The 20,132-nt window shown below is 33.6% G+C and carries 21 protein-coding genes and 1 pseudogene; 12 read left to right on the top strand and 10 right to left on the bottom strand.

Annotated features, from left to right (window positions below; all coding sequences use genetic code 11):
* The first annotated feature begins 903 nt into the window (after positions 1–903).
* A complete protein-coding gene (locus tag Q5794_RS27540; RefSeq protein WP_374989326.1) occupies positions 904–1,074 on the top strand; it encodes a hypothetical protein in 171 nt (56 codons plus the stop codon).
* Between the two features lie 227 nt (positions 1,075–1,301).
* Here Q5794_RS27540 and Q5794_RS27545 read toward each other — a convergent pair whose 3' ends face one another.
* Positions 1,302–1,772: a DinB family protein gene (locus tag Q5794_RS27545; RefSeq protein WP_374989327.1), complete on the bottom strand. Its 471-nt coding sequence runs from the start codon at positions 1,770–1,772 to the stop codon at positions 1,302–1,304.
* Between the two features lie 613 nt (positions 1,773–2,385).
* On the opposite strand from Q5794_RS27545, the gene Q5794_RS27550 reads away from it, so the two are divergent.
* Positions 2,386–2,703: a DoxX family protein gene (locus Q5794_RS27550; RefSeq protein WP_374989328.1), complete on the top strand. Its 318-nt coding sequence runs from the start codon at positions 2,386–2,388 to the stop codon at positions 2,701–2,703.
* 274 nt (positions 2,704–2,977) lie between these two features.
* On the opposite strand, the gene Q5794_RS27555 is transcribed toward Q5794_RS27550, so the two are convergent.
* Together Q5794_RS27555 and Q5794_RS27560 are read right to left on the bottom strand one after the other, a co-directional pair.
* Positions 2,978–3,541 (bottom strand): beta-class carbonic anhydrase, encoded by a 564-nt coding sequence (locus tag Q5794_RS27555; protein ID WP_374989329.1) that lies wholly within the window; start codon positions 3,539–3,541, stop codon positions 2,978–2,980.
* Positions 3,542–3,983: 442 nt separating this feature from the next.
* Positions 3,984–4,772: a SulP family inorganic anion transporter gene (locus tag Q5794_RS27560; RefSeq protein ID WP_374989332.1), complete on the bottom strand. Its 789-nt coding sequence runs from the start codon at positions 4,770–4,772 to the stop codon at positions 3,984–3,986.
* 183 nt (positions 4,773–4,955) lie between these two features.
* On the opposite strand from Q5794_RS27560, the gene Q5794_RS27565 reads away from it, so the two are divergent.
* Entirely contained in the window at positions 4,956–5,099 is a 144-nt protein-coding gene (locus Q5794_RS27565; protein WP_374989255.1) for a lmo0937 family membrane protein, read from the top strand.
* A gap of 346 nt (positions 5,100–5,445) precedes the next feature.
* On the opposite strand, the gene Q5794_RS27570 is transcribed toward Q5794_RS27565, so the two are convergent.
* Positions 5,446–5,811, bottom strand: a complete 366-nt coding sequence (locus Q5794_RS27570) for a general stress protein (protein ID WP_374989333.1) — start codon at positions 5,809–5,811, stop codon at positions 5,446–5,448.
* A gap of 552 nt (positions 5,812–6,363) precedes the next feature.
* On the bottom strand, positions 6,364–7,647 hold the full coding sequence (locus Q5794_RS27575) for an O-antigen ligase family protein (RefSeq protein WP_374989256.1): 1,284 nt from the start codon (positions 7,645–7,647) through the stop codon (positions 6,364–6,366).
* An 838-nt stretch (positions 7,648–8,485) separates the two neighbouring features.
* On the opposite strand from Q5794_RS27575, the gene Q5794_RS27580 reads away from it, so the two are divergent.
* Positions 8,486–8,803: a thioredoxin family protein gene (locus Q5794_RS27580; protein ID WP_374989257.1), complete on the top strand. Its 318-nt coding sequence runs from the start codon at positions 8,486–8,488 to the stop codon at positions 8,801–8,803.
* 589 nt (positions 8,804–9,392) lie between these two features.
* Positions 9,393–9,944: a YhcN/YlaJ family sporulation lipoprotein gene (locus Q5794_RS27585; protein ID WP_374989258.1), complete on the top strand. Its 552-nt coding sequence runs from the start codon at positions 9,393–9,395 to the stop codon at positions 9,942–9,944.
* A 612-nt stretch (positions 9,945–10,556) separates the two neighbouring features.
* On the opposite strand, the gene Q5794_RS27590 is transcribed toward Q5794_RS27585, so the two are convergent.
* Positions 10,557–10,751, bottom strand: coding sequence for a cold-inducible protein YdjO-related protein (locus Q5794_RS27590; protein WP_098598778.1), 195 nt, complete (start codon positions 10,749–10,751; stop codon positions 10,557–10,559).
* A 416-nt stretch (positions 10,752–11,167) separates the two neighbouring features.
* The gene (locus Q5794_RS27595; protein ID WP_374989334.1) at positions 11,168–11,335 is read right to left on the bottom strand and encodes a ribbon-helix-helix domain-containing protein; all 168 of its coding nucleotides are present in this window, start codon (positions 11,333–11,335) and stop codon (positions 11,168–11,170) included.
* 168 nt (positions 11,336–11,503) lie between these two features.
* On the opposite strand from Q5794_RS27595, the gene Q5794_RS27600 reads away from it, so the two are divergent.
* Both Q5794_RS27600 and Q5794_RS27605 read left to right on the top strand, forming a co-directional pair.
* Positions 11,504–12,055: a L,D-transpeptidase gene (locus Q5794_RS27600; RefSeq protein WP_214987903.1), complete on the top strand. Its 552-nt coding sequence runs from the start codon at positions 11,504–11,506 to the stop codon at positions 12,053–12,055.
* 147 nt (positions 12,056–12,202) lie between these two features.
* Positions 12,203–12,343, top strand: a complete 141-nt coding sequence (locus Q5794_RS27605) for a hypothetical protein (protein WP_214987889.1) — start codon at positions 12,203–12,205, stop codon at positions 12,341–12,343.
* Positions 12,344–12,718: 375 nt separating this feature from the next.
* On the opposite strand, the gene Q5794_RS27610 is transcribed toward Q5794_RS27605, so the two are convergent.
* Positions 12,719–13,132 (bottom strand): Lrp/AsnC family transcriptional regulator, encoded by a 414-nt coding sequence (locus tag Q5794_RS27610; RefSeq protein ID WP_214988904.1) that lies wholly within the window; start codon positions 13,130–13,132, stop codon positions 12,719–12,721.
* A gap of 117 nt (positions 13,133–13,249) precedes the next feature.
* On the opposite strand from Q5794_RS27610, the gene Q5794_RS27615 reads away from it, so the two are divergent.
* The 5 genes from Q5794_RS27615 to Q5794_RS27635 all read left to right on the top strand — a co-directional run bounded on the left by Q5794_RS27615 (position 13,250) and on the right by Q5794_RS27635 (position 19,254).
* The gene (locus Q5794_RS27615) at positions 13,250–14,011 is read left to right on the top strand and encodes an MBL fold metallo-hydrolase (protein ID WP_214988903.1); all 762 of its coding nucleotides are present in this window, start codon (positions 13,250–13,252) and stop codon (positions 14,009–14,011) included.
* 54 nt (positions 14,012–14,065) lie between these two features.
* Positions 14,066–14,482 carry an ester cyclase gene (locus Q5794_RS27620; RefSeq protein ID WP_214988902.1) on the top strand — a complete coding sequence of 139 codons (417 nt, stop codon included), beginning with the start codon at positions 14,066–14,068 and terminating at the stop codon, positions 14,480–14,482.
* 399 nt (positions 14,483–14,881) lie between these two features.
* Complete coding sequence (locus tag Q5794_RS27625) at positions 14,882–15,091, top strand: hypothetical protein (protein WP_251034306.1); 210 nt, start codon at positions 14,882–14,884, stop codon at positions 15,089–15,091.
* An 80-nt stretch (positions 15,092–15,171) separates the two neighbouring features.
* Positions 15,172–16,377: an MFS transporter gene (locus Q5794_RS27630; RefSeq protein WP_214988901.1), complete on the top strand. Its 1,206-nt coding sequence runs from the start codon at positions 15,172–15,174 to the stop codon at positions 16,375–16,377.
* Positions 16,378–16,788: 411 nt separating this feature from the next.
* Positions 16,789–19,254 (top strand): beta-glucosidase, encoded by a 2,466-nt coding sequence (locus tag Q5794_RS27635; RefSeq protein WP_374989259.1) that lies wholly within the window; start codon positions 16,789–16,791, stop codon positions 19,252–19,254.
* A 199-nt stretch (positions 19,255–19,453) separates the two neighbouring features.
* Here Q5794_RS27635 and Q5794_RS27640 read toward each other — a convergent pair.
* Positions 19,454–19,694: pseudogene (locus Q5794_RS27640) on the bottom strand (DDE-type integrase/transposase/recombinase); the annotation flags it as partial.
* A gap of 11 nt (positions 19,695–19,705) precedes the next feature.
* Complete coding sequence (locus tag Q5794_RS27645; RefSeq protein ID WP_374989260.1) at positions 19,706–20,119, bottom strand: Lrp/AsnC family transcriptional regulator; 414 nt, start codon at positions 20,117–20,119, stop codon at positions 19,706–19,708.
* Between the last annotated feature and the right edge of the window lie 13 nt (positions 20,120–20,132).

Raw genomic sequence — 20,132 nt, forward strand, 5'->3', positions numbered from 1 at the left:
AAAAAATCAGCATAAAGGGGAAGGGGGCCCTTCATGGTGAGTGACAAAATATTATCTCGTAATCAAACTAATAAGGAATTAATCCCTAAAGTTATTGTATAATTTAGGAAACGTTTTCGACAAGGGAAAATAAAAATTTGTATGACATTATATATTTTCTAAGGACTTGGAAAAGACACTGAAAAAACTTTTTGAAAAATGCTTTGCAGCCTTATACTCTCTTGTTTTATTTAAACAAAAATCAGTGATCTCCCTATTCAAATTGACAGCAAGATCCATCACTCAATCCCTGTTGACTTTTACGTATATATCATCGACTCTTAAAGAACCGTTGTTTTTCGTAAGGTAAAGTCTTACTCTCTCATCTAATTCACGACCATATTGATGACCCAACACATAATTATTGTATGGGCAATATATAGTTCGCGCTCTTCTATTAAGCGCTTTTTTAGGGAAATCTGAAAAGAAAGAGATAAAAATCACCTTTTAGGGCATTATAAGTGGATATGTAAGCTAGAGAACAATCTATTAGCAAGCAAGAAACAAAAATAAAAGGCTACACCATTTCAAAAATGATGTAGCCTTTTATTTTATAAGCATTATAAGGGTTAAATGGAATTCGTAAAACGTAATCCATTCATCTAAAAATATACTACATAAACATGGTAAATAGAGAAATTAATTTAGAGTTTGAGCATATTGAAGAATATCATAACCTTATCAGAGCCCTTGGCACGTGCAAGGGTTCTCTTTTTACGTGGGTTCCGTTAAGAGTGATTATGTCGACTAGAAACCAATAAAATACACATTGAAAATATGATGGATTTTAATTCTTGATGTTTTGGACAAAATATGAATAAAGAAGCATTTATTGAGTGTTTATAGAGAGGAGACATAGTATTTGTGACATATCCTTCTTATGATGAGGTACAAGATATTCGAAGAGAACTAAAGGAAGTTGGATATCAAAATTGGCTTCACAGTGACTTATTTACATGGCAATGGTGGATTCTACTTATAGCTGCTATTTTACCCTGGGTTATATGGGGGTATCTTATAAAAACAGCCATTTAAAGGCTGTTTTTTGTTCCAGGAACTGTGATTATGTTAACTGGATTTGTATATGATATTAATCCTGAAAAGAGGAAAAACTACTGGAACTAGCCAGTAGTTGAAGAAGACAGCTTATAAAGCTTCTCTAATACAGGGTAATAACGTGAACCCCACCCTCTCTTTCTAACATAAAGAAAGGAGAAAAAGGCTATATCTGCCGATAACTTTGTTATATCATTTTGTCAAATTCAATTTTTCACGCCCACATGTTCAATTATTCGCTTCATTGCCTGAATCTGTCCCATATGAGTTGCTTCATGCATCAGTGTAACACCCGCCAGCTCTCCAAAGGTTTTACATCCCAGAAATGGCTTTTCCAAGGTATTGTTTAGCTGTTCAGCAGGAATTTGCTGAATACGAGCCAATTGATCTTTTAGCTGTATCATAAGCTCCTCCATAGTAGGTACATCCCCCGTCCAATCGGCTGGTTTCGTACCATTTCCGAACAATTCCATATAGTTTGCTGGAAGATGGGTTGTTGCATGAGGAAAACCAAACATAGTTTGTTCAGTAATTGTCAAAACGTGACCTGTATGCCAATGAATTGTGTTGTTAAAACCATCTGGCTGTACATCAGTTTGATCCTTAGAAACAGCCTCTACGATTTTGAGGAAGTACCCTCTTCCAATTTCAAATTGCTTGAATACAAGTTTGTTCATCTTTTTCTCCCCTTTCACTGATACAATCATCCATATTATACCACCTATGAGGGAATAAGAATATAATTAAGGTACCTCTAGTGCTTCAAAATATTCGTACCCAGTTAACATAACTTATCTATTCTTGTCGTTAATAATCTATTAATAGATGGCCTTTTTCTACAATGTGTGTAAATGATAACACTAATTTTTATAAAGTATGTTTGATTTTACTTGGCGATATAGTGGAAAGCAAAACTATATATTATCGTTATTATGTAATTATAAGTGGATACAATATATATCTTAAAACAAGAAAAAACCACCTGCACATGGATGTAAGGTAGTTTTTTCTGTTTTATCAAAAGGATTAGTAAAGGATACCTTGGAGTATCTGGAGTAGTTTGCTCAAATTATGAGGTATTATTCATATAGACAATTACTACTTAGGTTTTATGACTATCGATGAAGTTCCTTATTTAAATAAAAAACGTCTGCAACATACATACAAATCATCTAGCATATATTTTCAAAGAAACTTTAACAAAGAATATTATAGGAGGTGTCTGTTATAAAGTGGTTTACAAGAATTATCCAGGGACTATTAGTTATTGACTTTTTATTATCTGGAATTATGAAATTAACAGGTAATAATACGGTGGTACAGGAATTTACAAAGTTCTACAATTTTTCACTAGGATTTATGTATACTATTGGTATTCTTGAAGTCTTGGGTGCACTTGGACTATTTATTGGTTATTGGAAGCCAAAACTTGCAGTAGCTGCTTCTGGAGGATTAGGGCTAATCATGATAGGTGCGATATTCACTCTTTTTAATGCAGGACAAGGATTAATGGCTCTAATGCCTTTAGTAGTTCTTATTTTAAGCATTATTGTATTTATAAGAAATCAAGCAATTTCAAAACAGAAATCAATAATTAAAGAAGGATAAGTGATTATACAAATAGATATTTAAACATTCTTGGTTTTCAAACTCACATACACCAAAAGCCCTTAAAATCATTAATTCTAAGGGCTTTTGATTCTTATAATCCATATTACGGTGCGACAAGAAGTCGCTTTCTTACAGTGTAGCTAACGCTACTCATCTAGACGCGGAGATAATCTCCATCCGAAACGGCATTCTTGGTAATGAGTCTGTCGGTTGCATGAGGAAATGTGGAAACAGAGGACAAAGGTATAAGAAAAACCTTGCCTTCAACTAATTAGTGCTCATATCCATCTACTACTGTATCCAATTTTCCTGTTTCCGGGCAGATGACAAGTCCATGAACACTAATATCCTTCGGGAACATCGGATGATTTTTGACCATCTTAACGCTTTGTTCGACGCTCTCTTCAACCGTTTGAAATCCCGTTAACCAACTTTTGATATCAATACCAGCGTTGGTTAAGGTGTCTATAATTTCTTTATCTAATCCGGCTTGTTCACATTTTTCTAAGAAAGACTCAGGTTCTAGCCCTTTCATCCCACAACCGTGATGTCCAACAATGGCGACTTCCTTTGCTCCAAGCTCATAAATCGCAACTAGTATACTCCGCATCACACTTCCAAATGGGTGTGAAACGATTGCTCCTGCATTTTTGATAAGTTTTACATCACCGTTTTTAATATTCATCGCTTGCGGCAATAATTCAACGAGTCGAGTATCCATACATGTAAGAATAACCATTTTTTTATTAGGAAGATTTGTCGTTTTGTATTTTTCATATTTCTTATTTTCAACGAATTGTTTATTGTATTCAAGAATCTCTGAAAGTAATGTCATTTAAATTCCTCCTAGTAGTTAATAAAATTATTTCATATTTTTCTCTGATGATCAATGTCCAACAATTATATTTCTGTAATCATAAAGAAAACTTGGCTAGCATCAAGCCTTCAGGTGCAGTTGGTTTCCTAATTGTCTTTACATATAGTCCATAAAAATTTAATCGACCTTAAAGTTATACTTTCTTATAGTATAAGACAGGTTTTAATTGTCTTTTTAATGAATCCTCTATTCATTTTTAGTTAACATAATTTTACTTACAAGAGCTCACTAATAAAAAAGATGTTCCTATTTGGCTAAGAGACGGCTTTCGTATTTTAACGCTCCTTGTAATAACAGTCTGTAAGGGTTTCGACCTATCTTGTTCTAGTGAAAAATTGAAGAAAAAGTTACCCAGAGACATGTAAAAAAGACTTAAAAAACATTGGTCACATCAAATCCATTAGCCAGTCTCCCTTAATTGATTTCGGTTATCTTTCCTTTCTCTTTTAAGAAAGAATAAGAAAGATAAGCATAATCCAGCTCCAATTCCTATTGTCAAATTAGTAAAGACAGTCAACAAAAAGGTAGTCATTAAAATCAATGAATGGCTTGATTTTTCTTTTAGAATAATAGAAAATTGCTCCTTTTTACTTATATTCCATGCAACCACCATTAAAACGGGAGCTAGACTAGCAAGCGCAACATACGAAGCATAGGGTGCAAGTAATAATAGCACAATTAAAACAAATACAGCATGCGTTATTCCTGAAATAGGAGAAGAAGCACCATTTTTTATATTTGTTACGGTTCTTGCTATCTCTCCTGCTGCTGGAATCCCATAAAATAAGGGTGTAACCATATTGACAATACCTTGGCCTATTAGCTCTTTTTTACTGCTATGTCTTGATTGAGTCATTTCGTCTGCAACCCTAGCTGTCAACAAAGATTGTAATCCTACAAGGATAGCAATTACAAAAGAGGATGGTAGCAGAGTTATGGCTTTTTCTATAGTCACCTCAGGAAAATGAGGGGTAGGGAAATGATTTGGGATTTTCCCATAAATAGAACCGATTGTTTCAATCTGATTTAAAAAGAGCAATGATGAAACTAAAGTTGAAACAAGGATTCCCAGTAAATAAGAGAGTCCTTCAGCTTTAGGAAAAAAGCGTGGGACAATCAAAATAACTAGTAAACAAAGGAATGCAGTAGCTATGCTATAGACGTTTACGAAGTGAAGGTTCTTAATAATTTCCTTTCATTCAACCACTATCCTTCATTTGTTTAACAAATAGAAAGAGGAATCCTGCAAAATTCTATAAAAAATCTATATGATTCTTCAAGTGAATGCGACCTCGCAACCAAAATCAATTGGTTTAATTAACGCTTGTATGGGTAGTTTATTGATATAGCATATACATAAGGAGAACTAACAATGTCGTGGACAATTATATTTATTTTACTTATTTGTTTGATTTTGGGAATGATATTCCAAATTGGTGGGGGAGTTATTCAGCTTCTTCTTATCATGGCGGTTATCGCATTTATTTTTCGATTTATAGGTAGACGTATATCTTGATAAGTGAATCTTTCCTTATGGAGAGGTTTTTCTTAATTTTAAATTATATAATTCAATTGGATTTTTATATAGAATGGAATAGATATCAATTAAAGCTAATTGCCTTACTTAATCGATTGAAAAATTTGGATGGCTTTCGACATACAAACATTACCGTAAAGCTTTTCCCTCTGCTTGCTCCAAACGTCAAATCAAAATAGGTTTCTAAAAAATGTTGACCAGCTGGCACATCGGTAACAGTTAGGTAATATGATTGATTTTCATTCTTCCATCCTTTCTGAAATTGGCTTATTAAAAAAAGCTTCTTCATTCTTTAATTAGAATGAAGAAGCTTTTTTACTAGTATCTACTTGACAGGGGGCAAGTCAACTGTTTTTGTTGCAACCACTACTATACGTCCCCAATCCAATTCTTTTTCGTATTGTTGAACTTCTGCATCCGATAATCCTAAAGATTGAATTTTAGAGCGTTGTTCCTCTGCATGAAAATAAAATAAATTTTTCATTGTATCACGATCCCCCCGTTCTGATACATCGATATCATTTGTATCTAATGCCTTTGTTAACTCTTCAGAACGGTCTTTGTCATGTGCTAATAAGTAAATCTCATCTTTTGTGAATCCTTGATTTAAAAATTGTTCAATGACCTCTTTTGCTTCATAACCATCTTTTACTACTCTTATATTTTTTATTTTAAAAACCTCCTTAATAATAGACTCTTAACTAGTAGATTGACGCTTGATTACGTGAGTAACTAGCTAATACAATGTAACTTCTTAATAATATACCCTTTTAAAAAAGGTGAAACTTGATTTTATAATAAATGATCAAATACTAATGATTTTACAATCAACGGAAGGCTCCTTAAAGGCATTTATGTACATTTAAAAGGTGACAAGCTTTTATTTATTGTTGTTCAAATCTAAAGTTATTAATCTTTTATTTAACTAATTATTTTTCATTTATCTAATGACTATTATTTTTAGATCTACGTTATTTATAGTGAAAATGGATATCTTAAGGTATACACTTGAAATATTTCTTTGAAAATTCACCTATTTAAGTAAATAGATACAAACCAGGAAATAATCAGCTCTAATTATATGCAAGCCAAAGGATATTTCACTTGCCCTTATTGTGGCGATATCGAAATTGTTCATGAGTGCGCTGAATTTTTTGCCTCCTCTTACCTTTCCTTTAACATTTTTTAAAAAGCCTCTCTGAAAGTTCAGGGAGGCTAAATTAAATAATATTAGTAAGGCAAATTAATTGCTACTTTTATAACCCTTATGGATAGTTTCAGTTCGCTTATTTGGTGCCGCGACATGTAAATAAATCCAATCTTTAATGCTTGAAATGAATGGATTTATTATAATATAATGCATCCGTTTAGTATATCTGTCCCAACAAGCAAGTAATATTACCGTTAAAAAACCTATTTGCGGTGAAAATAGGGGCTCGTCAAAAACTCCCGTAAGAATGATAATAGGCAAGCCCAATAAAAAGCTGTCTAATAAACATTTATGACTTCGTGTTGAAAAGAATAAATGAATACATTTTACAAGGTTTAAACAGATAACAATTACAAAAGCCAATCCCCCTAGTGTCCCATATTCCGCAAACATGCCAATTAAGATATTATGAGCATGTGGTACAGATTCATTGTAATACTTTAAATATTCTTGGCCAAAGCCGATTGGGGTAACACCAAAGATAGAATGATCCTGCCATATTTTATAGGCGCTTTTCCATATATCTTGCCTTACTTGCAGTGATAGATTTACCAGCTCGTTTCTCGGCATTAAATGAAGTAACCATTTAGATAGCGACAGTATAAATAGTGTACTAATAATGAAGATATATCGGTTTAAACGCATAATAAATAAAAGATAAATAAAAATCATCGACGCAAAGCCTGCCCTTGAACCAGTTTGAATAACACCATAGCTTAGTAGGAGTAGTGTAGGCAATATCAAAACGAAATAAACAAATCGTTTGCTCCTCAAACTAGCAAGCAAATGAGCTAAAAGAAAGGAAATGGAAATTAACAGAATATATACAGTAAAGTTTGGGTTGTATGTACAGCCAACTAATCGGTCTAAATCAAAATGTCCTAAGCCTAAGGGTATAGTACCCGTTAAATAGCCTACGGCTAGAGGAAAGGTATAGCATTGTGAAATCCAACCTATTACACAACTGTATACACCTCCAAAAATCATGATCAATCGAAAATGCTGAAATAATTGATTCTTTTCAGTTTCCATGATTCTTAAATATAGTCCCCAGTATCCTAGAATCATCACACTAACACTTAAATAAGATATTTCCTTCATTGAAATAGAAGCTCCAATGGTTGAGATAAAAAGACATAGAAAAAAATAGGTGCTTAAGGAAAAGACGAAACGTTTTTTTTCCTTCCAGTGTTTACAGAAGGTGTGTAGACCACTAAGTAATAACAGAAAAGTACCTAATGGTGGTAAAAGGAAACATAGAAGTAATCTTAATTCTAAGGCGGTTAATTTTCTAAATGACTGAAAAAATATGCTCATGAAATCCTCCTAATTTAAAGTGGCGTGACTCTTAGTCTTTTTGAGAGTGAGATTAAACTATTTGGAATAACATTAGTTTAAATTAGGTTGAAAGTATAAAAATTTCATGAAAATTGGTGTAATGACTAGTAGAACAATGTAAATCAATTAATGAATAAAAATCAATGATTTAAAAATAACATATTTTTTTCTCAATTGTGTTTCCAAAAAGTAAATGTGATGTAAAGTTTAAACAATTACATCAGTTATAGAAAAAGGCCTATTCTTTTCTTTTTAAATATATATCCTCACACGAAAAGAGCCTGCAGCAACATTGATGCAGACTCTTTTCTCTTACTAAAGAATTTTTCTCATGTTCATTTTCCTTTTGGGGACCCTTTCGTTACGTATATCGATTCATAACGAGAGTTCCATTTATTAGCTAAGAATAGCCACTTTCCAATTTAGGCAATACATGTGCTGAAGTCGCTGTTAAGTCTTCCAAAACAAAATCAGTCCCTTCATTAAGCCTAGTATTTAACCTTTCACAGTAGCCCTAGAATTTTTTCTATTGGCTCTGTACTATATGTGTACCACTTTTTTAGGCGTTAAAACATCTTTATAATTCGGTGATTTTAGACTTAATAAATTAACTTAATTAAGAACGTTAAAGACTTTAGAATTAAACATAAAATCCTTATTTTTGATAATTTATAGTCATTTAAGTTCAAATTCTAAAAGATACAACTCAAGGACTTTAATAATTGGTAAAATAAAACATAAAAAATAACATTAGGATATTTATAGAAATATTACAAGTGGTAATATGTATATTTATCAAAAAATTGGAGGTATAATCTTGCGGATTTTACAAGGCACCACCACTGATTTTTCGGATCTACTAAAAAATGGTGTTACAATTGTTCATTTCTTTTTACCTCATACACCGCATAGAAGAATGATGAAACAATTCTTTCATCAAGCGCGTAAAGAGTTTAAACAAGAAGTAACTTTAATAGAAGTAGATGGAGAAAAAAATAAAGAAGATATTCTTCGGTTCAGTGTTGTTATCGCTCCTACTATTCTAGTATTCAAAGATGGAGAAGAAAGGGAACGATTAATGGGTATTAACACGTCTCCTGAACTAATTAATTCAATTAATAGATACTGTTTATAATTTGATATTAAAAAAATTAAGTTGAAAGGGGTATATTTAGGAACGAAATAAGAATTAGGTCATCGGTGTTTATTATTTTTGATTATTAAAGGCTTTATGTAATAAAAACTACGTAAAGCCTTTAATAATCAACCGTAACTCAATTGATATGGAAAACATACTATTGAAAATACAGTTTTTATTGCTTGGATAAACCGTTTTTCATGTGGCTTCTACTTGTCATTGTTTGTATGGTTAGTGCCCCTGTTTTATTTCCATTTCCTCTTATTATCCAAATCACTAAAGTCCCAATTCCTATGCTTAAAAGTGACAGTAGCATGCCCCTGTTATTATTTTTTTTTCCTAAACAGTCCATTAACATTAAATAAAGCAGTTAACTGCTGTATATTGTTCATTATGCCAATCCTCTTTTAGTAAGTGTTTGAAAGAAAAGGTTCTTCCAACGCCTTTATTTTGTGAAGATGTTATGTATATATACTGGGAAAATGATACTATCCCTACTTGGACTTTCAAAACATTTTCTGTAATTATTTTTTAAAACAATGTGGATCCTAATACATATACGCCTATTAGAAGGAGAGAAGAAGGAATGAAGATAAAAAAATATGTACTGGGACTCTTATCAACTATTTTATCAGTAGGGTTTCTTTTTGGTTGTAATGATAAAAAGGATGAGGCTGAGCCTGATCCAACTGAAGAACCGTCTGAACAAAAGGCACAAAACACTCGTGACAACAATGATCTACGAGATGTGGGATATCAACCCGGCGATGATCAGAATAGTAATGCAAATAATAATAATCAGCCACGATTAGAGGTAGCCGATAAGGCTGCAAGTCGTATTGTTAAATTAGCTGAAGTAGACATTGCGAATGTCATTGTTACAAACCGAAATGCTTACGTGGCTGTTGTTTTAAAGAATGGAGCAAACGGAGAAGTAACCGACCGTTTAAAAAAGAAGATTTCAGATCAAGTAAGAGCTACGGATCAGGATATTCGAAATGTATATGTGTCATCTGATCCTGATTTTGTGAATCGTATGGAAGGATACGGAAATCGAATTAGTGAAGGCGCGCCAAGAGATGGTCTATTTGAAGACTTTACTGATACCGTTCGAAGAGTGTTTCCTAACAATCGTTAAACCGAAATGATGAAATGTAACAAAGCAATTTATTATGATGTAAAAAGAGAGACCGCCTTATAAATTAGGGAGGTTTCGCATGTGTTTATCTCTCCATTATACATAATGACCTAATAGTTATTTTATGTTCATTCTTTTATATAGTGGGACTATACACACTAAAAAAGGTGTAAATTTTAGAATTGCTAATAGGATTTCCGATAACTCACATTATGGTGCGACAAGAAGTCGCTTTCTTACAGTGTATCTAACGCTACTCATCTAGACGCAAAGATGATCTCCATTCGAAACGGCATACTTGGTAACGAGTCTGTCGGTTGCATAAGGAAATGCGGAAACAGAGGACAAATGCATGGTCCACAATACTGCTAGGAGAAAATAGGTATGGTAAATGAAAGTGAAGGTTTGTAAGCTCCGTAAATGGTAGCTCAGGATCGTCCACAGATTTGCTTGGGTATTGGCAAGAGGAAAAGAGGAAAGAACAACCAATAAGCCAAGGGATTTTCTCTCTTGGCTTATACATATACAACTTCCAGTAGAAAATATATCACTTTTTTGAAGGAAACCATATACGATTCCCATTACCCAGGGATCACTTCATATAAGTATGTGTTATCGTTTATGCGGGTTGGAAGACTTCTCCAAAAGTCGTTTTCCAGCTTTCATTGTATGACCACATAAAGGACACTTCTGATTATCCTCATACGAGAAATTTTTTCTCATCCACCCAATACAAGCCTCTGATTCACATTCCCAAACTTCTATTTCTTCTTTAGGTAAGGGATCCTGATTTTTTTTAGAATACATAATAATATCACTCCTCTTATATAGTATTGCCATAAATAAAGGAAGTAATAGAGACTTTACGTTTTCAATTCTTCGCTACTATACAATACCTGCCGACTGCATTTAATTCCTCCTTTCAAAATAGTTCGAGGATACAATATGTATAATTAATCAATAGGCTGTCCGATGCAGACAGTCCCAAAAGGTACACCTTTTTAGACAATATGAAAACTAATAACAAAACGTCTATTTACACTTAAAAATACACCTTAATATACGTATAAAAAATAATTAACCTTTTTGTACGTTTTGTCATTTGTAAGAAATTCAAAAAGCCTCTTATACAACTATAAGAGGCTTTTACTACGTTGAAATTGTCAAAAGGTCTATAAGTTAGTTTCTTCAGGGTTACTATAATGCAGCTGGCATATAAAACATCATTGGTTATCTGTTTTCTTTGTGTGTTTCAAGCCTTCTTGAATCAATGCTCTTATTGCTTCATTTCGATTATTATATCTTTTTTCATGCCAATAATCTTCTATTTCTTCTAATTGTTCAAGTGGGAAGGTAACAAGGACTTGTTTGTTTTTACTTTTATCAACCACCAAAATAAATCCCTCCTTTTAGATAGTATAACCACTATAATTAATATTGAACATAAGCCTTATGTTGGTTATAATGTATATATATTACATATATATTATATCGGTCATATTATCAATATAATTAGTGCTATGTATATAATAAACAGGAAAAAAGGAGAATATAGGTCAATGAAAAAGTTCTTAGTAAATTCTTTAATGGTATTTGCACTTGCTTTTGTAACCCTGTTCGGGAGCTTAGGATCTACAGCTGAAGCGACCGCAACCAAAAATGATGATTTAATTATTATTAACAAGCACTACAACAAACTTATCTACTACCATAATGGGTATGTTGAGATGATTGAACCAGTTGCTACGGGGAAAAGTTGGGAAAAAACGCCTGTAGGACACTTTAAAATTGTAAATAAAATTAAAAACCGCCCATACTATACAGGACACATTCCAGGGGGCGATCCACGTAATCCACTTGGGAAACGTTGGTTAGGATTAAATGCCAACGGAACAAAAGGTGATACGTATGCGATTCATGGTAACGCAAATGAATCAAGCATCGGTAAATATGTAAGTCAAGGTTGTGTAAGAATGCATAATGCTTCAATTGAAAAGCTTTATGATAAAGTTCAGGTTGGAACACCTGTTGCCATTACAAACTCACCTAAGAGCTTCCAAGAATTAACAAAAATCTACGGATACAAATTTAAAGGATATAATACTAAATGAGTAAAAAGCCATCTATATATAATAGATGGCTTCTATTGTCTGAAATTTTCGTTATTTATGTTCTACCATCTCCGTTTGAAATATTTCTTATACACTAGACCAAGTATAATTAATGATATGAGAATTACTAAAAAAGAGGTAACTATAATGTTAAAAAACAAGCCAGAAAAACTACAAATGTTTAAGGTAGACTACTCAGTATTAAAAAATAATAAAATAGTTAATGGCTTTGTCATTATAAAATCTGTTATGGATACAGATAAAATTGTAAAATTCAAGCCCTTTTAACCTTAAACTTATAACTCAAAGACATAAGAAAAAGAGTGAATGAGACATTAAATTTTGAGCAAACTACAAAAGAGGATTTATCCTCCCGACAATTTCTTTTTTTCTGAGTGCAAATGGAAAAACTACCTTACTCGTAGGGTAGTTTTTTTCATTTACTGTTAGTATATTTTTTAGGAAATAGGAACAAAATGTAATCGAATACCTTCCAACATTGGTATTTCTAACCCACTTTCTTTAATGAAAAGCTACTGTTGGGGCACAGTAGCTTTTCTATTTTAGGCTGTATATGCTATACAAACTTAGTTTACATAAGACTATTTATCGGTACTAAAAAATCCTTATATTTCTATACAAGGATTTTTCTAGTATTATTTATTACAGCTTTTTAATAATAGTGGATATTTTATAATTCGCAAACTCATTTAAATTCTCTAGAAATTCATTTAAATATTCATTAGATGGAAATCTACATTCAAGCAGATAGCATCCATCTCCACTAATTTTATAGTTATTTAAGATGAATTGATTTTGTGTTTTTACAAATGAGAGAAATGGATGATGATGGATGTCATTTAAATAGATATTAATAAAAGCATGCATAAAACACCCTAGCTTTTCTTGATTTACTGTAATTGAATATTCTTCAATTACATCATTATCTTCTAATTTTGCTACCCTAGACGCAGCTGCTTGGCCAGTCAAATGGACTTTCTCACCTAATTCTTTCATTGTGATTCGACTATTTTTAGACAGCTCACGTAAGATACTCATATCCGTATGATCTAACATATTTTCAAATCCTTTCAAAAATCAAGTCAAACGGCCAAAAGACTTGATTTTATCTATGTATTGCTCCACTGGACATAGTATAAGCTATACGTAGATTAAAGAAAAGGAGAGGGTAAGATGAAAATTAACCAAATTCGTAATGCAACAATCATTGTTGAGTATGCAAATAGAAAATTTTTAATAGATCCAATGTTAGCTGAGAAAGGTACGTACCCACCTTTCCCAAACTCTGCAAGACAAGATCAAAAGAACCCTTTAGTTAGTTTACCTACATCCGTTGAAAATATTATTGAAGATATCGATGCAGTCATTGTTACTCACTTACATTTAGACCACTTTGACGAGGCAGCGCAAAGAATATTACCAAAAGATATTAAAATGTTTGTTCAAAATGAAGAAGATGCAACAGAAGTGAGAAACGCTGGTTTCCAAAATGTAGAGGTATTACAAGAAGATACAGCCTTTGAAGATATCCAATTAATTAAAACAAAAGGGGAGCACGGCAGAGGAGAGATCTTAAAACTTGCTGGTTTAGTATGCGGTGTGGTTTTCAAACACCAAAGCGAAAAAACATTATATGTAGCTGGAGATACGGTATGGTATGACGAGGTTCAAAAAGTCATTGATATATATAAACCAGAAATCCTTGTTGTAAATGGTGGAGATAATCAATTCTTTGAAGGCGGTTCTCTTGTCATGGGGAAAGAAGATATCTACGAGGTGTACAAAGCTGCCCCTAATTCCCAAATTATTGTAGTTCATATGGAAGCAGTGAATCATTGGAACTTATCAAGAGAAGAATTAAAAAGCTTTATTAGCGAAAAAAGAATCGCTTCTACTGTTTTAGTACCAGATGATGGTGAATCATACACGTTTTAAGCCAAAAATAGACAAACATAGTTGTTATCATGTTGGAAGAGAGGAGAAATCATCATGTCAGTTGAAACGAATAAAGAATTAGTGCGTCGTTTTTATGAAGCCATTCAACAAGAGAACTATGATGAATTGAAAGAATTCTGCCATAAAGACTTTGTCTTTTACCCACAAGTGGATACGCCGTTTTATGGCGTAGAAGGTCTGATCGAATCAGAAAAGAAAAACTTTGATGCGACTCCCAACTTCAAAATGCCTCTTAAAGCTATGGTAGCTGAAGGTGATCAAGTAGCCGTTTATTTTATATTCGAAGGTACCCACACAGGTATACCGTTTGGCGGTATACCTGCAACAGGAAAAAACGTTAAATTTTCTCTTATGATGCTTCTAAAAATTGTTGACGGCAAAATTATTGAGAAAAGAGCTCATTTCGATCGATACGACATTCTAAAACAACTGGGTGCTAACTTATTATAGTACCCTAATGGTAAGCTGGATTACAGGTTATAATGTTATTTATTACCTCTTGTGTTTTATTTTTAAGTGAAAATAACAGAGACATTTTAAAAATAAAAGAACTTCCTTTGCGAACATAACGTCTTTCTTTTCACAAGAAAGCTGTTTTAACAACTTAAAAAAGGTGTCCAGAAGAATAACTTTTGGACACCTTTTTTCATTCTACTTTATTTTGTGGTTCGGTATAAGTATTTCCATCTGATAAAAGATCAAGATTGCCTATTTTGGGCAATAATAAGACCGAGTACAGGAATTGTTTTTGCCATAAATAGAGGCTTATGAACAGCATCGTAACATTCTAAAACACTTAATTTCTACAATGGGTAATCGATCTTTTCTAAAAAATGAGCAGTTAAAGTTTTGGCTACGTATGTCTTTTTTTCGTCAAAACATCTTGCAAAAGCAATTGATATCGAAGAGACAGTACAGTTGATACTAGTAAGTAAATTTCAGGATTGGATCAATGCTAAAGTAATAGCCGAAGATGCAGAAAAAACGCCGACCTTCGCCTTCTTAGAAGTGATGGATTCCATTATGCGCTTGTATATGGCAATGATAAGAAACGACTGAAGGGAAAATTAGAAGCCTCTTGGACAGTTTTTTGAAGAGGTATTTTACAACAATGATCATACAGAAAGAGATGTTGATATATGAAGAAAACAATAAAAGAACAGAAATTGGTATTACTTATACTTTTAAGCAATATATTCATTGCATTTCTAGGGATTGGACTCATCGTCCCTGTTATGCCGTCTTTTATGGATATCATGCATTTATCAGGAAAAACGATGGGTTATCTTGTTGCTGTATATGCGATGGCACAACTGCTTATTTCACCATTTGCAGGACGCTGGGTCGACCGTTATGGCAGAAAGAAAATCATTATAATTGGTTTATTCCTTTTTGGTGTTTCAGAACTTATCTTTGGTTTAGGTACGAATGTAGTAGTGCTTTATATATCAAGAATTCTAGGAGGAATAAGTGCCGCCTTTATTATGCCGGGCGTTACTGCATATGTTGCAGATATTACATCTGTTCAGGAACGTCCAAAAGCGATGGGCTATATTTCTGCCGCCATTAGTACTGGTTATATTATAGGACCCGGCATCGGAGGCTTTATTGCAGAATACGGTATACGCATGCCCTTCTTCTTTGCGGCAGCCATTGCCATTTTAGCATGCATTCCATCAATATTTATTTTGAAAGAGGAGCCGCCAACAAAGGAAAGGATTACAGATATTTCTGCTAATGCAAAGCAAACAAACTTTATAAACGATATAAAAAGATCACTTAATCCACGTTACTTTATTGCATTTATGATTGTGTTTGTACTCGCTTTCGGTTTATCAGCATATGAAACTATTTTTAGCCTATTTTCTGATCATAAGTTCGGCTTCACACCAAAGGATATTGCCGCCATTATTTCAATAAGCTCAATCTTCGGCGTAATTTTCCAAATTTTTATGTTTGGAAGAATGGTAGATATACTTGGTGAAAAGAAACTGATCCAATTATGTTTAATTACAGGTGCTATCTTGGCGGTAGTATCTACCGTGATCTCTGGTTTTTTGACAGTGTTGGCGGTAACTTGCTTCATCTTCCTTGCATTTGATTTGCTTCGTCCTGCATTGACGACATTTTTATCAAAAGCTGCTGGGAAAGAGCAAGGATTTGTTGCTGGAATGAATTCAACCTATACGAGCTTAGGGAATATCGTCGGACCAATGATGAGCGGAATATTATTTGACATAAACATCCACTATCCTTACCTTTTCGCTGCGGTTATTTTGGGCATTGGTCTTAGTATTACAGTAATGTGGAAAGAAAAACAATTGATAGAAAGCTTAGAGGAATAATTAGAAAAGAGTAGGGCGCTTTGACGTCTGACCCCCTTTTAGAAAAGCTCTCTATATCGAACTGCCCTATAAATGTTTGATTGATATCTAACATTTATGGGGTTTTTTTATGGCTAACTTTACACCTATAAAAAAATAAACAAGTTATTCAACACAGTTTAAAATGGATGTACTAAATTATGTGCGTGAAACGGGTACATCCTCTATCTATTGATGCGGATGCGTTTTCAATATTTCTTCTGACTGTTCTTAAACAGTTACTCTAATTAATATAAGCATATCTGTAGGGTTCAATATATATTCAAATACTTTCAAAAATCAAGTAAAACGTCCAAAAGACTTGATTTTATCTATGTGTTTGTTAAATAAATGGTGCTACTATTCAAATAATAGAAGTGTTTAAAAAGAAAAGTGGTTGGTGATTTTTGTAAACGCTTTAATATTAGACAAAGGGGTAATAACATGTTAAAAAGACTCAAAAAGAAAAGAAGAAAAAGTTTGTTGGTTCTACCACTTGCTTCAGGAATTGCTTTATCAGGAATTAATGCTGATTTTGCTATTGCAGCTGATGACCCGTCACAAAGAGTGACTGAGTCTTCAAAACAAGATAACCATAAAAATGTGCAACAAGAAGCAACTCCAAAGCTTGTGGATGAGGAGTCCATCGATGCTGTGGTTGCAGCGATGACATTGAAGGAGAAAGCTTCTCTAGTTGTTGGTGGAAATAAGGAGGAATTAACTTCAGGAAACGGGGAGATAATTGGAACTCAAGCGACAAAGGTCCCAGGAGCCGCAGGGCAAACACAAGCAATTCCACGGTTAGGAATTCCTTCTATTGTTTTTGCTGACGGGGCAATGGGAGTAAAACTTGACCCAACCCGACCAAATGATAATCATAAGTATTACACTACGAAATTCCCATCCCCTAGCGTTCTTGCCTCAACATGGGATACAGAGCTTGTTAAAGAGGTTGGAGAAGCAGAAGCCAGAGAACTAAAAGCATATGGAATTGATTTATTTTTAGCACCTGGTATGAACATTCAAAGCTATCTCCTAAATAGGAGAAATTATGAATATTTCTCAGAAGATCCTGTCGTTACTGGCAAAATGGCTACTGCATTTGTTAAAGGGGTTCAAGGGAATGGCGTCGGAGCAACAATTAAACACTTTGCAGCCTTTAATCAACGCACAAATCTTAATGTGGATGCGATTGTGAGCCAAAGAGCATTAAGAGAAATTTATTTAAAAGGCTTTGAAATGACAGTTAAAGAAGCTAAGCCGTGGGCTGTCATGAATTCATATAATAAAATAAACGGAACCTATGCAACTGAAAACAAAGAGCTCTTGAGAAGTGTATTAAGAGAAGAATTTGGATTTAAAGGATTTACAATGACAGATTGGGAAACTGGAGAGAGGGATCGAGCCAAGCAAATGAACGCTGGCACAAATTTACTAATGCCTGGGACCGCAACCACTTCCCATCAAATTATTGATGCTGTGCAAAGTGGTGCACTAAATGAAAAAGTTCTTGATCGTAACGTAAAAGAGCTTCTTCAGGTAATTGTAAAAACGCCTAGCTTTAAAGGTGAGCAGCCTTCAAATAATCCTGATCTTAATAAAAATGCAAAAGTAGTACGAAAAGCAGCTGCGAATGCAATGGTATTACTAAAAAATAAATCAAATACATTACCAATCACAAAACACGCCAGCGCATCTATATTTGGTACTCCGCAAATTGAGACATTAACCGGTGGGCGAGGAAGTTCGACAGTTTATACAGAACCAGGAAGAATTATAGGAATTCCAGATGGTTTGAGAAATGCAGGGTTTGAATTAAATGAAAGCTTAATTAATAAATACAGAGAATATGTTGCACGATTAAGGTCACAGGAACAATATAAAGGTACACCTGGTGATTTCGGTACACTCGGACCGAAATTACCAGAAATGGATATTACCGAAGATGCTATCGCCGCAGCTGAGAATACGGATGTAGGAATCATTGTTTTATCACCAGCCTTTGGAATACCTGCTATAGACCGGGCAAAAGAGGATTTCTACTTATCTGAAACACAACAAGAAATGATTGATAAAGTGTCTACTGCCTATCACGCCAAAGGCAAAAAGGTTATTGTAATTTTAAATACAGAAGGACCAATAGAAGTTGAAAGCTGGAAGGATAAAGCAGATGGAATCCTCCTATCCTGGCAGCCAGGTCAAGAGATAGGGAACGCTGTTGCAGATGTGTTAACCGGCAAAGTGAATCCATCTGGAAAGCTTCCGCACACCTTTCCAAAGGATTATGAAGATTTACCTTACGCAGATACATTCCCTGGAACAGGCAAGAAATATATATATAAAGAAGACATTTATGTTGGTTATCGCTACAATACCACTTTCAATGTGAAACCTTCCTATGAATTTGGGTATGGTCTATCTTATACAGATTTTGACTATAGCAATATTAAAGTGACGAACAACAAAAATTTTCACGACAAGCTTATTGTCCATGCAACAATAAAAAATACGGGAGATTTAGCAGGTAGAGAAGTAGTGCAAGTGTATGTATCAGCTCCTGATGGAAAGCTTGAAAAGCCAGAACTAGAGTTGAAGGCATTCACGAAAACAAAAGAATTAAAACCGGGTAAAAAAGAAGATGTAAAATTTGAGCTTAACGCAAAAGACATTGCATCATTTGATGAGGATTTATCCGCATGGGTCGTTGAAAAAGGCACTTATAAAGTGAAAATAGGGGCTTCTTCTACAAATATTAAAGGAACTGCTACATTTAAAGTAGATAAAGATATTGTAGTAGAAAGAGTAAGCGATGTGTTAGAACCACAAATAAAATTTGATCGTTTATCGAGATTTAACTAACACTCATGTCTCTTTACCAAACCAACGGATGAAAGGCTAATTCCTGCATCTGATAAAAACTTCAAGACAACATTGATTAATAATAAAAACATTATTAAAAATATGTCACTTTTGATGTCGTTTAACCCTGTGAATTAAATTTTGAAGACTTATTCTATACTTGACTCAATTAGTATGACTGATTGATGACTATAAAGAAAATAGAATAAAATGTATTTTTATCATACGTTATCACAGTAGGTTTACAAATATAAGAAGCAGCCAATGCTTTCTTTAGAAAGCGTTTGGCTGCTTGTTTTTCTATTTATTTAATTAGATAAAAAAATGGTATCCCCTTTTGAATTGACTGGAAAATACAAATAAACATATTGACCTTTTATTTTGATAAATATACCTTCTACTCACCAAGAATTGTTTGTTTTCTTAAGATGATGGCGGATCCTATTGTTCATTAAAGCTTGTTAATCACAATTGATAATTTATAATTTACATACTTATTCAGTTCTATTAAGAATTGATCTAATACTTCATTAGATGGAAATTTACATTCAAGTAGATAACAACTATCTCCACTAATTTTATAGTTATTTAATACATAATTCTCCTGAGTTTCGATAAAGGAGAGATATGGCTGATGATGGGTGCTTTTCGTATAGATATTAATCCAGGCATGTATTAAACACCCTAATTTAGGTTGGTCAACCTCAATTGTATAACGTTCAATTATTCCATTATCCTCAAGTTTAGCTACTCTAGCTGCAGCTGCTTGTCCAGTTAAATGGACTTTCTCACCCAATTCTTTCATGGTGATTCGACTATTTTTAGACAGCTCACGCAAGATACCCATGTCCGTATGATCTAACATTTCTTCAAATCCT

It is taken from the genome of Priestia megaterium, from assembly GCF_041941685.1.
Taxonomy (GTDB): domain Bacteria; phylum Bacillota; class Bacilli; order Bacillales; family Bacillaceae_H; genus Priestia; species Priestia megaterium_C.